Here is a 13,368-nt window from a genome sequence, read left to right as displayed (position 1 = left end):
AAACGGAAAGGGCAGGCCGAGGGTTCCTTCGGAACCCCCAACCTGCCCGTAGGGGAACGCCCCCACACCGCCGTACAGCAATCAGCGGTTACGCGACGACAGTCACACGGGGACGATGAGCACCCCCGCGCGGGACGATCAGCGGCGTCACGCCGGGACGATATTGACCAGCTTCGGCGCGCGCACGATGACCTTGCGGATGCCCGCGCCGTCCAGCGCCGCGACCACGGCCGGGTCGGCCAGGGCCAGTGCTTCCAGCTCCTCGTCCGCGATCGACGGGGAGATCTCCAGGCGTGCCTTGACCTTGCCCTTGACCTGAACGACGCAGGTCACGGTCTCGTCCACGACGTACGCCGGGTCGGCGACCGGGAAGTCCTGGTGCACGACCGACTCGGTGTGGCCCAGCCGGCGCCACAGCTCCTCGGCGATGTGCGGCGCCAGCGGCGCCACCAGCAGCACCAGCGACTCGGCGACACTCCGGGACAGCGGGCCGCCCGCCTTGGTCAGGTGGTTGTTCAGCTCGGTGACCTTGGCGATGGCCGTGTTGAAGCGCATCCCGGCCATGTCCTGGCCGACTCCGTCGATCGCCTTGTGCAGCGCCCGCAGCGCCTCCTCGTCCGGCTCCGTGTCGACGACGGTGACCTCACCGGTCTCCTCGTCCACGACGTTGCGCCACAGCCGCTGCAGCAGCCGGTACTGACCGACGACGGCACGCGTGTCCCACGGCCGCGACACGTCCAGGGGACCCATCGCCATCTCGTACAGGCGCAGCGTGTCGGCACCGTACTCGGCGCAGATCTCGTCCGGCGTGACAGCGTTCTTCAGGGACTTGCCCATCTTGCCCAGGACGCGGCTGACCTTCTCGCCCTGGTAGTAGAACTTTCCGTCCCGCTCCTCGACCTCGGCCGCCGGGACCGCGATGCCGCGGCTGTCCCGGTAGACGAACGCCTGGATCATGCCCTGGTTGTACAGCTTGTGGAACGGCTCGGCGGACGAGATGTGCCCCAGGTCATGCAGCACCTTGGACCAGAAGCGGGCGTACAGCAGGTGCAGTACGGCGTGCTCGGCACCGCCGACGTACAGGTCGACACCACCGGTCGGCTGCCCCTCGCGCGGGCCCATCCAGTACTGCTCGATCGCCGGGTCGACCAGCTGTCCGTCGTTGTTCGGGTCCAGGTAGCGCAGCTCGTACCAGCAGGAGCCCGCCCAGTTCGGCATGGTGTTGGTCTCGCGGCGGTACTTCTTCGGGCCGTTGCCGTCGCCCAGGTCCAGGGTGACGTTGACCCAGTCGGCGTTCCGGGACAGCGGGGTCTCGGGCTGGGTATCGGCGTCCTCGGGGTCGAAGGTGCGCGGCGAGTAGTCGTCGACCTCAGGCAGCTCCAGGGGCAGCATCGACTCGGGCAGCGGGTGGGCGATGCCGTCCTCGTCGTAGACGATCGGGAAGGGCTCGCCCCAGTAGCGCTGGCGGCTGAACAGCCAGTCGCGCAGCCGGAAGTTGACGGTGCCCTCACCGACGCCGTGCGCCTTCAGCCACTCGGTGATCTTCGCCTTGGCGTCGACGACGCCCAGACCGTCCAGCGAGATCTCGTCATTGGCGGAGTTGACCAGCTTCGCTTCGTACGAGCCGAAGGCGTCGTCCCACGTCGAGGGGTCCGTGCCGCGGTCGTCCGACGGCTCGACGACACAGCGCATCGGCAGCTCGAAGGCGCGCGCGAAGGCGAAGTCGCGCGCATCGTGCGCCGGTACGGCCATGATCGCGCCGGTGCCGTAACCCATCAGGACGTAGTCGGCGATGAAGACCGGCACCTTCTCGCCGCTGACCGGGTTGGTCGCGAACGCACCGGTGAAGACACCGGTCTTGTCCTTGGCCTCGGCCTGACGCTCCACGTCGGACTTGGCGGCGGCCAGCTTGCGGTACGCGGTGACGGCCTCGGCCGGGGACGCGTGCCCGCCGGTCCACACCGGGTGGGTGCCTTCGGGCCAGGCCGCCGGAATGATCCGCTCGACCAGCTCGTGCTCGGGCGCCAGCACCATGTAGGTGGCACCGAACAGGGTGTCCTGGCGGGTGGTGAAGACGGTGATGTCGCCCGCACCGTCGACCGGGAAGTCGACGCGTGCGCCTTCGGAACGCCCGATCCAGTTGCGCTGCTGCAGCTTGATGGCCTCGGGCCAGTCCAGCCCGTCCAGGTCGTTCAGCAGCCGGTCGGCGTAGGCGGTGATGCGCATGTTCCACTGGCGCAGCTTGGCCTTGAAGACGGGGAAGTTGCCGCGCTCGGAGCGGCCGTCGGCCGTCACCTCTTCATTGGCCAGTACGGTGCCCAGGCCCGGCGACCAGTTGACCGGCGCGTCGGAGGCGTACGCCAGGCGGTACTCACTCAGGACGTCCGCGCGCTCGGCGGCGCTCAGCGCGCTCCAGTCACGGCCGTCCGGGGTGGGACGCGAACCGCTCTCGAACTGTGCGACCAGCTCGGCGATCGGGCGGGCCCGGTCGGCCTCGGTGTCGTACCAGGAGTTGAAGATCTGCAGGAAGATCCACTGTGTCCACTTGTAGTACTCCGACTCGATCGTGGCGAACGAGCGGCGCTTGTCGTGGCCCAGGCCCAGCCGGCGCAGCTGGGCAGTCATGTTCTCGATGTTGGCCTCGGTGGAGACCCGCGGGTGCGTGCCGGTCTGCACGGCGTACTGCTCCGCGGGCAGGCCGAAGGCGTCGAAGCCCAGGGTGTGCAGCACGTTGTGCCCGGTCATCCGCTGGTGGCGGGCGAAGACATCGGTGGCGATGTAGCCCAGCGGGTGACCGACGTGCAGGCCCGCACCCGAGGGGTACGGGAACATGTCCATGATGAACTTCTTCGGCTTGGCGGCCAGTTCCGGATTGCCCGCCAGGTCACCGGTCGGATTCGGCGCCTCGTACGTGCCCTCGGCGTCCCAGAAGTCCTGCCAGCGTGCCTCGATGTCGGCGGCCATCGCCGCCGTGTAGCGGTGCGGCGCAGCCGTCTCGGCTGCGGAATTCGTCTCGCTCATGATCCTCAAAGCTCCATCGATCGTCATCTGCCGGCGCCCACGTCTACGGACACGCGTCTACGGAAACGAAAAATCCCCTCGCACAGGAGGGGACGCCGCGCCGATTCCGACCAGGCATTCTCACCGGTCGGGACTGATCAGCGCGGCTCGCTAAGCAGAAGGCGTACGGCACGCATGGCGTCAGGGTACCGCACGGGCCCGGAACCGGTCCGGGCACGGCCGGTCCGTGGACGGGACGGGGGAGCGACCGCACGACGGAACGTCCGGGAAGCGGGGGTTACTCCGCGTACCGCCCTGTACCGGGGCAACCGATCAAAGCCCGTACTGGCCGGTATGGAGCGACTTAGCATGCCGCAACGGGACCGCTTTGCCGAACTATTCGGAGTCGCCCCCCATGAACCCTCATCGCAAGATCCGCTCATCCCCCACCATGAGCCCGGGCATGAGCCGCCCCATGCAGGGCGGACTGACCGTCGCCGTGCTGGTTCTCATCCCTCTGCTCGCCGTCGCAGGGAGCGACGACTTGCGCGCCGCACTCGACTTCACGACCGGCGTCCTCTCACTGGTCTCGCTCACCGCCGCGGTGGGCTGGGGTCTGCTGGCCACCGACCGGCTGTTCCTTTCCTCGCGGCAGCGGCTGCTCGCTCAGGGCGTGCACCGGGCCGCCGCCGCTGCCTCGCTCGGCTTCCTGCTGCTCCATGTCGCCGTGAAGGTCGCGCTCGGGCATGTGGCGCTGATCGGTGCGCTCATACCGTTCGGCCTCGGTGTGCGCGGGACAGCTGGGCTGATCGGTTTCGGCTCGCTGGCCGGGCTGTTGATGGTGGTCGCCGCCGCGACCGGCGCACTGCGCAGTGCTTTTGCGGCCCCCGGCAGGATCGCGGGCCGCTGGCGTGCTCTGCATGCGCTGTCCTATCCGGCGTGGTGCGCGGCATTGGTGCACGGCCTGTACGCGGGCCGGCCGCCGGCGACCTGGGTCGTGGTGATGTACAGCCTTTGCCTCCTCGCGGTGGCCGTCGCCCTGTGCCTGCGCCTGCTCCCGCCCTCGGCCAAGCGCCGGATCACCGGCCTGATCACCGCTCTGATCAAGCCGGACACTTCCCCCGCCGTACCGGTACCGGTGGTACGTGCGGCAGCGCTTCCCGCAATGGAGGACGTACGTCCGCTCGTCGCAGGGGCGAGCCCGGAGGCGCCGGGCCGCGACGTGTTCGGCCGGGGGCTGCGCGGCACCCCGTTGCCATCGTCCTTCGAACGCCCCCGTACTGCCCTCTTTGCTCCTGCCCCGCCGTTGTACGAGGCCCCGCCACGCAGCTCCGACCGCCTCCCGACGGGCCCGGCCACCTGTACGGAAACGGATGCGGACACAGTTGCGGCAGGCTCCGGCGCATCCGCCGACCCCTGGGGTCCCGGACCCGGGATCGCCGCCGCCTACCGTGCGGTCTCACTGGCCGCCGAACCCCCGGTTCCGGCCCCCGGGCAGAGCCCGCAGCAATCGGCAGGCCGGTGGCCCACACCGTCCCCCGCACCCCCGGCACAGGCACTCCGCCCACCTCCCGGCTCCACGCCCGCACAGGCATCGCGCCCCGGCTACGAACCCGCACCCCCGCCGGGTCCGCTCTATCCGCCCCCGGCCGGAGAACCCTGGTACGCACCCGCTGGAGACCGACCGTGAACATCCCCCTCCCCGACGTCCCCGAAGTCCGCGTCGTCGGTCTCCCCCAGCTGACCACCGGCTTCGACCTGGTCGAGCGGCTGGACCTCGCCATGCACCTGAAGGTGCACGGACCGCTCGAACCGATGACCGGCGAGCGTCTCGCCGAGCTCGCCGAAACCATCTCGCTGCACGGCCGCGGCGGTGCCGGATTCCCGTTCGGAAGGAAGCTGCGGGCAGTCGCCAAGGCGTCCATCCGACGCGGCGTGCGCCCCGTCGTGGTGATCAACGGCAGCGAGGGCGAGCCCGCCTGCCGCAAGGACACCGTGCTGCTCAACCGCGCCCCGCACCTCATCCTGGACGGCGCGCTCCTGGCGGCCGAGGCGCTGGGTGCCCGTACGTTGATCGTCGCCGTCACCCGTAACTCCACGGAGATCTCCGTGCGCGCCGCCCTCGCCGAGCGGGGCCTGTCCGACCGGCGTGGCCAGCAGTTGCGTGCCCGCGTGGTGCGCACCCCCGAGCGAATGGTCTCCGGGGAGGCCTCGGCGGTCATCCGGGCGGCGGGCGGCGGCCCCGCCCTGCCGCCCGGCCGCCGCGAGCGCGCCGCCGAGTCGGGCGTCTCGGGCGCCCCGACCCTGCTGTCGAACGCGGAGACGTACGCACAGCTCGCCGTCGCCGCCCGGATCGGCGCCCGCCGCTACGGGCACACCGGACTGCCCGGCGAACCCGGCACCGTACTGCTCACCCTCTCCGGAGCCGTCTCGCGCCCGATGGTCATCGAGGTGCCCACGGGTGTGCCACTGCGGTACGTGCTCCAGCTGGCCGGCGCGCCGCCATTGCCGCAGGGTGTGCTGACCGGCGGCTATCACGGCAACTGGATCGACGCGATGACCTCGCACGACGCCGTGGTGTCCCGGGAGTCCCTGGCCGCGGCCGGCGGCGCGCTGGGAGCGGGAGCGATCCTGCCGATCGGGCCCGAGAGCTGCCCGCTCGGCGAGTCCCTGCGGGTGGCGAACTGGCTCGCCGCCGAGACCGCCGGCCAGTGCGGTCCCTGCAAGCTGGGGCTGCCGGCCGCGGCGGGCGGGCTGTCCGACGTGCTGAACGGCGGCGGGCCCGCGGCCCTGGAGGCCCTGCGCGAAGTGACCCGGGCAGTGAAGGGCCGGGGCGCGTGCAAGCATCCGGACGGCTCGGCGCGCTTTCTGACCTCAACGCTGTCCGCCTTCACGGACGACCTGGCGGCACATGTCCTGGACGGCGGCTGCGGCCGCGAGACGCTCGGGGTCCTGCCCCTTCCCGCGCCCGACCGGCAGGGCCTGGAGGAGTCCATTCCGAGTGGCGGGCGGCTGGCGGTGGACTGGACGCTCTGCCAGGGCCATGGGCTCTGCGCGGACATCGTCCCCGAGTTGATCGGGCTGGGCCCCGACGGTTACCCGGCGCTCGCGGACGCAGCGGTTCCGATGCATCTGAGGGGGCGCGCACAGCGCGCAGTGCGCCGGTGCCCCGCGCTGGCGCTCCGCATCGAGCAGGAGGCGGGGGGACGCCCCGCGCTGCCGCCGGTCATCGGCCGGAAGGCCCTTGGCAGCGGCCGCAATTGACGTCGTACACGAGAAGCGGGTCACCCTGTGAGGATGACCCGCTTCTCATTTCTTCACTGTGGAGCTAAGGAGAATTGAACTCCTGACCTCCTGCATGCCATGCAGGCGCTCTACCAACTGAGCTATAGCCCCGTGCCGCTTGTCTCCCGGTTCCCCGTGGCGACATCGAGAACATTACCGGTGACCCCGCCACTCCACCAAATCGTTTCCCGTCTGCTCGGCTTTGACCGATTTTGCGGCATCTTGGTCAAGTGATGGCGAGGGGGTTCACGCGGTGGCAAAGGAGTAGAAGCGCTTGAGCGTGCAGTGCTCCTCCAGCAGCCGCCCGTAGATCGGCTCCCCCTCCAGCTCCCGGTAGGTCTCGATCGGGTCGCCCTTTATGATCAGCGCCCGCGCACACTCCTCGCACCAGTACTGGTACTCCGGATTGATCGGATCCATGTCCCTGACGATGGGCGTACCGCTGCCGCACCAGTCGCACTTCCGCCTGTGTGCACCCATGGGTCAGCTCCGGCTTTGGCCGCGGGCGGTACACACGCAGGAGACTCCGCCGTTCCCGCCGAGCACTTGGACCGCATGGGACCGATCGTCAGCAGGACGACCGGCGCGGACGCGGCATTCGGGGACAAGGAGCAGGTCCGGGACCTCGTCGCGGCTCGCAGGCATCGCGCACTCCCTCCCGTTCGGTCCGTCGTCCCCTCCGGCGGTCCGATTCTGCCATGACGCCGCAAGGGGGTCAGCCCGCCGGACGCCCGGCCGGTCACCGACGCCTTACAAGACCCACCGACGCGCCTGCGATCGCGGCCACCGACAGTGCGAGAGCGCATTCCCACAGGGCCTGCCCCGACCCCTGCGCCCCTGATGTATCAAGGCGGTTGAGATAGAGCGTGCCGAATGTCGCGACGCCGATCAGCTGGCCGAGCTGGGTGACGGTCACCAGTACACCGCTTGCATCAGCCGCATCCTCCGGACGTACGTTCGCCAACGCCCCCGTAAGGGTGGGACTGAAGCCCAGCGCCATTCCGCTGCCCGTGATCGCGAAAGCGACGTACAGCCAGGGCCCGCCGTCGCCGCCGTCCCGCATCAGCAGCCCGATGGCCACGGAGGCGACGGCCACCAGGGCGAACCCACCCGGAACCAGGGCCCCTTGGAGCCTCGCGGGCCACCGGCGCCAGGTCAGCCCGACCGCACCGAATACCAGCGCGGTCGGTGCGAACATCAGCCCCGCGCGCAGCGCCGAGTAGCCCAGACCGCCCTGGACGTGCAGCGTCATCGCGAAGAGGAAGCCCGCGTTGATCGCCATCACCACAAGAATGCGCAGCGCCGCCCGCGTCATACCGGGGATGCGCAGCACCCTGGGCGCGATCAGGGGCGCACCACCGCGCGCGGCCAGCCGTGACTCATGACCGACGAACCCGGCGAAGAACCCTACGGAGGCGATCAGGCAGACCCAGGACCAGACCGGCCAGTCCAACTCCTGCCCGAGTACCAGGGGAACGGTGAGCAGCGTGACGGTTGCGGCGAGCAGCACCAGCCCCGGCAGATCCAGTCCGCGGGCGCGCGCCTGGGCCCTGGCGTCCCCCGTGCGCGGTTCGCCGGGCAGCACACGAATGCCGAGCACCAGCAGAACCAGCCCGATCGGCACATTCACCAGGAAGACCGGCCGCCAGCCCGCGCCGAACAGATCGGCGCTGACCAGCACCCCGCCGACCACCTGCCCGGCGGCCGCCCCGGTGGCGAGTACCGCACTGTAGGCACCGAGCGCACGGATCCGTGCCTCGCCGTCGAAGTGGCGCTGAATGAGGCTGAGCACCTGCGGAATCATCACCGCCGCACCCGCTCCCTGGATCAGCCGGAAAGCGATCAACTGCCCCGCTCCGGCGGCAAGTCCGCAGGCCAGCGAGGCGGCCGTGAAGACGGCGAGTCCGACCAGATGAGCCCGGCCGTGCCCGAGCAGACCGCCGAGCCTGGCACCGGTGATGAGAAGCACGGCGTACGTGATGGTGTAGCCGGCCACGATGAGCTGCAACCCGGCTCCGGAGGCGCCGAGTTCACTCCGGATCGTCGGGGCGGCGACATTGACGATGAAGATGTCGAGCAGCGCCATGAACTGAGCCGCGAGCACCAGGGCGAGCACTCTGCCGGGCCGTTTGGCAGTGGTGGCGTCTTTACTGGTTACGGAACGTGGAGTTGCCTCTGAGGCCGTCGTCATGGCATAGAGCCTGACCCCGGTCGAATACGGGTAACGAGAGCCCGCTGATGCTGGTACTGACAGCACCTGGCAACTCCCGTGCGGGGCACCGACGATGGGGGTAAGACAATGGTGACGGCGCATCAGCAGGGGCAAAGCCGACGGCGTTCGGAGCTCGCGGCCTTTCTGCGCAATCGCCGGGCGCGGGTGACACCCGCCGATGTGGGCATGGCGCCCGGGCTGCGCCGCCGCACCCCGGGCCTGCGCCGCGAGGAGGTCGCACAGCTCTCCGGCGTCGGTGTCACCTGGTACACCTGGCTGGAACAGGGCCGTCCGATCAACGCCTCACCACAGGTCCTGGACGCCGTGGCGCGCACCCTGCGACTGGACGCGCCGGAGCGCGAACACCTCTACCACCTGGCGGAGGTGGCCTACGCCCCGGGCAGACAGAGCGACGCGATAGAGGTGGGGCCCGAGATCCAGGGCATCATCGACGCGCTCGATCCGCACCCCGCCGTGGTCTACAACACTCGGTACGACGTCCTGGCCACCAATCCCGCCTACCGCGACCTGTTCGGCGTCCCCGAATTGGCTGGCACGGGCATACGCAATGTGCTGTGGACGCTGTTCACGGTGGCCGAGGAGGCCTGTCCCGTCGTCCACCGGACCCAGGAACTGCCGATCATGGTGGCGACGCTGCGGGGAGCCTACGGACGCCATACGGGCGAGCCCGCCTGGGAGTCGTTCGTCGAACAGCTCTCGGCCGCCAGCCCGTACTTCGCCGAGCTGTGGCGCAGCGGGGACGTCGCCCCGCCGGGACCGCGGGTGAAGACCTTCCGGCACTGGGCGGCGACCGCCGAGATTCGGATGACCTCGGTGTCGCTGTCCGTCAATGGGCTGCCGGAGTGCCGGATCGTGGCCTACACCCCGGCCGACGAGGAGAGCGGCGCGCAGGTTGCGGCGCTGCGGCGGCGCCGGGAGGCGTGACCGGACGCACGGTCAGGGCAGTCGGACGGCCAGAAGGGACCCCGGACCGGGCAGTCAGGGCGAACGCAAAGATCCCGCCCCCTGATGGGGACGGGATCTTGATTGTGGAGCTAAGGAGAATTGAACTCCTGACCTCCTGCATGCCATGCAGGCGCTCTACCAACTGAGCTATAGCCCCGCTGTTCGCCATGTTTCCCTGCGTTTCCGCGCTGCGAACAAGAAGAACTTTAGCCTGTGACCAGCCAGAAAGTGAAATCCGGCCGACGCCGCCCGGAGGCGGACTCCGAGCGCCGTCCGGACCCGCCCCGCAGGCAGGCCCATGGCACTCCCGGGCCCCGATGCTCCTACGTGTCGTCGCCGAGCACCGGCTCCGGCAGCGTGCCGGCATTGTGCTCCAGCAGGCGCCAGCCCCGCGCGCCCTCTCCCAGCACCGACCAGCAGCAGTTGGAGAGCCCGCCGAGCCCTTCCCAGTGGTGCGCCTCCAGCCCCAGCAGCCGACCGATGGTGGTGCGGATGGTGCCGCCATGGCTGACCACGACGAGCGTGCCGCTGTCGGGCAGCTTCTCGGCATGTCCGAGTACGACCGGGGCGGCCCGGTCGGCGACCTCGGTCTCCAGCTCACCGCCGCCGCGGCGCACGGGCTCGCCGCGCTTCCATGCGGCGTACTGCTCGCCGTACAGCTCGACGATCTCCTTGTGGGTGAGGCCCTGCCAGGCACCCGCGTAGGTCTCGCGCAGCCCCGCGTCGTGCGCCACTTCGAGGCCGGTGATCGCGGCGAGCTCGGCGGCCGTGGCCGCCGCCCGCTGCAGATCGGAGGCGACGATCGCAGCCGGCTTCAGCGAGGCGAGCAGCCGGGCGGCCCGCTGGGCCTGCCCGACGCCGGCCTCGGTGAGCGCGATGTCCGTGGAGCCCTGGAACCGGCGCTCCAGATTCCATGCCGTCTGGCCGTGTCGCCAGAGGACGATCCTGCGGCCCCTGCCGCTTCCGCTGCCGTTCAGCTCTGCTCACCTTCCGTGCTGCCGGTGAGCTGGGCGTGCTCCGCGGCCTTGCCCCGGGTCTTGACGGCGTCCTCGGGGAGCGCGATCTCGGGGCAGTCCTTCCAGAGGCGCTCCAGAGCGTAGAAGACCCGCTCCTCGCTGTGCTGGACATGGATGACGATGTCGACGTAGTCGAGGAGGATCCAGCGCGCGTCGCGGTCGCCCTCACGGCGTACCGGCTTGGCGCCGAGTTCCTTCTGGAGCCGCTCCTCGATCTCGTCGACGATCGACTTGACCTGGCGGTCGTTGGGGGCCGAAGCCAGCAGGAAGGCGTCTGTGATCGACAGCACGTCGCTGACGTCGTACGCGATGATGTCGTGCGCGAGCCGGTCGGCGGCCGCCTGAGCGGCGGCGTTGATGAGCTCGATGGAGCGGTCCGTGGCGGTCACAAGCAGGCTTTCGTCGGCGGTCAGATCAACCTCTAGGGTCTCACGGACCGCCGACAGCCCACGCAGCGAACGTTCGAAGATCGAACCGACATCATCCGGGCGGTGCGGCCCCGGTCATTTGATCTCGTAGTTCTGGCCGAGCACGACGGACACATCCGCGTTCGCGGCGGGCTTGCCCTGCTTCAACGCGCTTGTCGGCAGGCCCAGGGTCTTGGCGACCTGCGTCGCCTTGTCCTTGTCCGCCGCGGTCTTGTAGACGACCTCGGACAGCGCCGCGGTCTCGGCCGTTCCGCCGCCGACGAAGGCATAGCCGCCGTTGACCAGCTTGATCCGGGCGGACTCCGTGCCGTCCTTGTCACCGGTGCCGTTCTTGATCCCGACCCGCACCGCCGCACCGGCGTCCGGAGCCTTCACCGTGCCGCCCAGGATGTCCTTGACAACGCTCTCGGTGGCCGCGTCGGTGAGGGTGCCGTCGGCCTGCACCGGCAGCAGTGCCGTCTTGTAGTCACCGACCTTGGCATGCTGGGCGAGCTTCGCCAGCGAGGCACCGAGATCCTTCTCGGGGAGCGACGGGTCGAGGATCTGCGCCAGCGTCTGCACGGTGACCGTGGCGGTCTTCGGGTCGTCCGAGATCTTCCGCAGAACACCCCGCATGACCTCCCCGAACCGCATGAGCTGCTTCGCCTCGGCCTCACCCGGTGCCCGGTAGGTGGCGTATGCAACGGCCATCTGGCCGCTCAGGGTCTGCGCCTCACCCTTCTTCACCAGGGGGGAAGCGCCCTTCTTCGTGTCGGGCACTTCGATGTCGGTGTCGACCTCGATGGTGCCGACCAGATCGACGAGAGTCTCCAGATAGGGGGTGTCGAGCCGCCACGTGCCGCTGATCTTGGTGCCGAGCAGTGTGTCGATGGAGTCGCGGGTGCCCGTGGTGCCGTCGTCCTCCACGGACTTGCCGAGGGTGGTCGTGACGCCGTCGTCGTCGGCGACCGCGAGCGAGTTGGGGAGCAGGACCGTGGTCCCCTGTTCGGTCGTCACATTGTCGACGAGCAGCGCCGTGGAGGTGCCGCCCTTCTTGGTGTTGTGCAGATGGACCACGATGACGTCGCGCTGCTGCGGGCCCGTCGATGCGGTGTTGTCCTTCTCCGAGCCGGAGAGGCCGGGGATCTTGCCGGCGGACCAGAGGTAGCCGACACCGCCGACCACCATCAGGGCCACCACGACTATCAGCGCGACCATGCGGTTGCGGCCGCGACGCCGTGCCCCTTCGCGCCGCTCGCTGCGGCTCTCGGTGAACTTCAGCCAGTCGATGACGTCTTCGGAGTCCTCGTCGGGCTCCTCGATGAAGGAGAACTGCTCTGTGCGGTAGTCACGGTCGGCCCGGCGCTGCCCGGGGACGGCCGGTTCCGGGTCGGCCTCGAAGTCGGGCTCGGGCTCCTGCGGGGCCGGCGAGGGTGCGGGCGGGGACGGCTGTGCGGTGGCCTGCTGCGGGATGTTCCACTGCTGGGTGGTGTCCACCGCGGCGGGCTGCCGGCCGGTGTCGTAGCCATAGCCGTCGTAGCCGTCGTGGCCGCCGTATGCCTGCTGTTGGGGCTGCTGGGGGGCGGCGTACGGGTCGTACGGCTGCTGCGCGGGCTGCGGCTGCTGAGGCAGGGCGTACGGGTCGTATCCGTACCCCTGGTCGGCCTGCTGCGGCTCCTGCTGGGACTGCTGAGGCGCGTACGGGTCGTACGACTGCTGTCCGGGCTGCTGATACACCGGCTGCCCGTACTCGTCGTAGCCGATGATCTGCGGCTGCTGGTAGTACGGGTCGTACGGGTTCTGTCGGTCGTTCACCGGTGCCCCTCTGCGTGGCTCATTCGCCGCGGTACAGCTGGCGCTTGTCGATGTAGCGGACCACACCGTCCGGCACCAAGTACCAGACCGGCTCCCCCTGCGCGACCCTCTCACGGCAGTCCGTGGACGAGATCGCGAGCGCGGGCACCTCCACGAGGGAGACCCCGCCCTCCGGCAGCCCGGGGTCCGCGAGCACATGCCCCGGCCGCGTCACACCGATGAAGTGGGAGAGGGAGAACAGTTCGTCGGCGTCCCGCCAGGTGAGGATCTGGGAGAGTGCGTCGGCGCCGGTGATGAAGAAGAGGTCCGCGTCGCCATGGATCGCGCGCAGGTCCCGCAGTGTATCGATGGTGTACGTCGGCCCGCTGCGGTCGATGTCGCTCCGGCTGACCGAGAACTGCGGGTTGGACGCCGTCGCGATGACCGTCATCAGATAGCGGTCCTCGGCCGGGGAGACGTGCTTGTGGCTCTTCTGCCACGGCTGCCCGGTCGGCACGAAGATCACCTCGTCGAGGTGGAACTGGGCGGCCACTTCGCTGGCCGCCACCAGGTGTCCATGATGAATCGGGTCAAACGTCCCGCCCATCACGCCGATTCGGCGCTTTTTGCGGCCGGTAGGCACTTCCTGCTCTCCCATGCGTGCAGAGCCTACTGGCACAGCTGTACG

General features: G+C 69.7%; 10 protein-coding genes and 2 tRNA genes. 3 read left to right on the top strand and 9 right to left on the bottom strand.

Annotation, left to right across the window (positions count from 1 at the left end):
• Positions 1-147: 147 nt before the first annotated feature.
• Positions 148-3,021 carry a leucine--tRNA ligase gene (gene leuS, locus ACFVYE_RS25870; protein ID WP_383967705.1) on the bottom strand — a complete coding sequence of 958 codons (2,874 nt, stop codon included), beginning with the start codon at positions 3,019-3,021 and terminating at the stop codon, positions 148-150.
• Between the two features lie 442 nt (positions 3,022-3,463).
• Here leuS and ACFVYE_RS25865 point away from each other — a divergent pair, with 442 nt between their 5' ends.
• Both ACFVYE_RS25865 and ACFVYE_RS25860 read left to right on the top strand, forming a co-directional pair.
• Positions 3,464-4,690, top strand: coding sequence for a hypothetical protein (locus ACFVYE_RS25865; RefSeq protein ID WP_383967708.1), 1,227 nt, complete (start codon positions 3,464-3,466; stop codon positions 4,688-4,690).
• Positions 4,687-6,264: an NADH-ubiquinone oxidoreductase-F iron-sulfur binding region domain-containing protein gene (locus ACFVYE_RS25860; protein ID WP_389607469.1), complete on the top strand. Its 1,578-nt coding sequence runs from the start codon at positions 4,687-4,689 to the stop codon at positions 6,262-6,264. The genes ACFVYE_RS25865 and ACFVYE_RS25860 overlap by 4 nt, the downstream gene beginning before the upstream one ends.
• 59 nt (positions 6,265-6,323) lie before the next feature.
• Here ACFVYE_RS25860 and ACFVYE_RS25855 read toward each other — a convergent pair.
• From ACFVYE_RS25855 to ACFVYE_RS25845, 3 genes are all read right to left on the bottom strand, one after another.
• Positions 6,324-6,396, bottom strand: a tRNA-Ala gene (locus ACFVYE_RS25855).
• Between the two features lie 135 nt (positions 6,397-6,531).
• Entirely contained in the window at positions 6,532-6,765 is a 234-nt protein-coding gene (locus ACFVYE_RS25850) for a hypothetical protein (protein ID WP_015608461.1), read from the bottom strand.
• A 259-nt stretch (positions 6,766-7,024) separates the two neighbouring features.
• Complete coding sequence (locus ACFVYE_RS25845; protein ID WP_389607468.1) at positions 7,025-8,476, bottom strand: MFS transporter; 1,452 nt, start codon at positions 8,474-8,476, stop codon at positions 7,025-7,027.
• A 108-nt stretch (positions 8,477-8,584) separates the two neighbouring features.
• Here ACFVYE_RS25845 and ACFVYE_RS25840 point away from each other — a divergent pair, with 108 nt between their 5' ends.
• Positions 8,585-9,442, top strand: a complete 858-nt coding sequence (locus tag ACFVYE_RS25840; protein ID WP_389607467.1) for a helix-turn-helix transcriptional regulator — start codon at positions 8,585-8,587, stop codon at positions 9,440-9,442.
• Between the two features lie 105 nt (positions 9,443-9,547).
• Here the strand turns inward: ACFVYE_RS25840 and ACFVYE_RS25835 are convergent.
• The 5 genes from ACFVYE_RS25835 to nadD form a co-directional block, all read right to left on the bottom strand.
• Positions 9,548-9,620: transfer RNA gene (locus ACFVYE_RS25835), tRNA-Ala, on the bottom strand.
• Between the two features lie 166 nt (positions 9,621-9,786).
• Positions 9,787-10,440: a histidine phosphatase family protein gene (locus ACFVYE_RS25830; RefSeq protein ID WP_383970917.1), complete on the bottom strand. Its 654-nt coding sequence runs from the start codon at positions 10,438-10,440 to the stop codon at positions 9,787-9,789.
• Complete coding sequence (rsfS, locus tag ACFVYE_RS25825; RefSeq protein ID WP_266361561.1) at positions 10,437-10,868, bottom strand: ribosome silencing factor; 432 nt, start codon at positions 10,866-10,868, stop codon at positions 10,437-10,439. The genes ACFVYE_RS25830 and rsfS overlap by 4 nt, the downstream gene beginning before the upstream one ends.
• A gap of 114 nt (positions 10,869-10,982) precedes the next feature.
• Positions 10,983-12,701, bottom strand: a complete 1,719-nt coding sequence (locus ACFVYE_RS25820; RefSeq protein WP_389607466.1) for an LCP family protein — start codon at positions 12,699-12,701, stop codon at positions 10,983-10,985.
• Positions 12,702-12,720: 19 nt separating this feature from the next.
• Positions 12,721-13,338, bottom strand: coding sequence for a nicotinate-nucleotide adenylyltransferase (nadD, locus tag ACFVYE_RS25815; protein WP_383970873.1), 618 nt, complete (start codon positions 13,336-13,338; stop codon positions 12,721-12,723).
• Positions 13,339-13,368 lie beyond the last annotated feature (30 nt).

Origin of the sequence: Streptomyces sp. NPDC058239, assembly GCF_042882185.1 — a bacterium.
GTDB lineage: Bacteria > Actinomycetota > Actinomycetes > Streptomycetales > Streptomycetaceae > Streptomyces.
The sequence above is the reverse complement of the archived record's forward strand: the minus strand, read 5'-3'. Positions and strand labels throughout refer to the sequence as shown.

Coding starts and splice junctions, on each gene's coding strand:
- leuS (WP_383967705.1), bottom strand. CDS start 3,021: ATGAGCGAGACGAATTCCGCAGCCGAGACGGCTGCGCCGCACCGCTAC.
- ACFVYE_RS25865 (WP_383967708.1), top strand. CDS start 3,464: ATGAGCCGCCCCATGCAGGGCGGACTGACCGTCGCCGTGCTGGTTCTC.
- ACFVYE_RS25850 (WP_015608461.1), bottom strand. CDS start 6,765: ATGGGTGCACACAGGCGGAAGTGCGACTGGTGCGGCAGCGGTACGCCC.
- ACFVYE_RS25845 (WP_389607468.1), bottom strand. CDS start 8,476: ATGACGACGGCCTCAGAGGCAACTCCACGTTCCGTAACCAGTAAAGAC.
- ACFVYE_RS25840 (WP_389607467.1), top strand. CDS start 8,585: ATGGTGACGGCGCATCAGCAGGGGCAAAGCCGACGGCGTTCGGAGCTC.
- nadD (WP_383970873.1), bottom strand. CDS start 13,338: ATGGGAGAGCAGGAAGTGCCTACCGGCCGCAAAAAGCGCCGAATCGGC.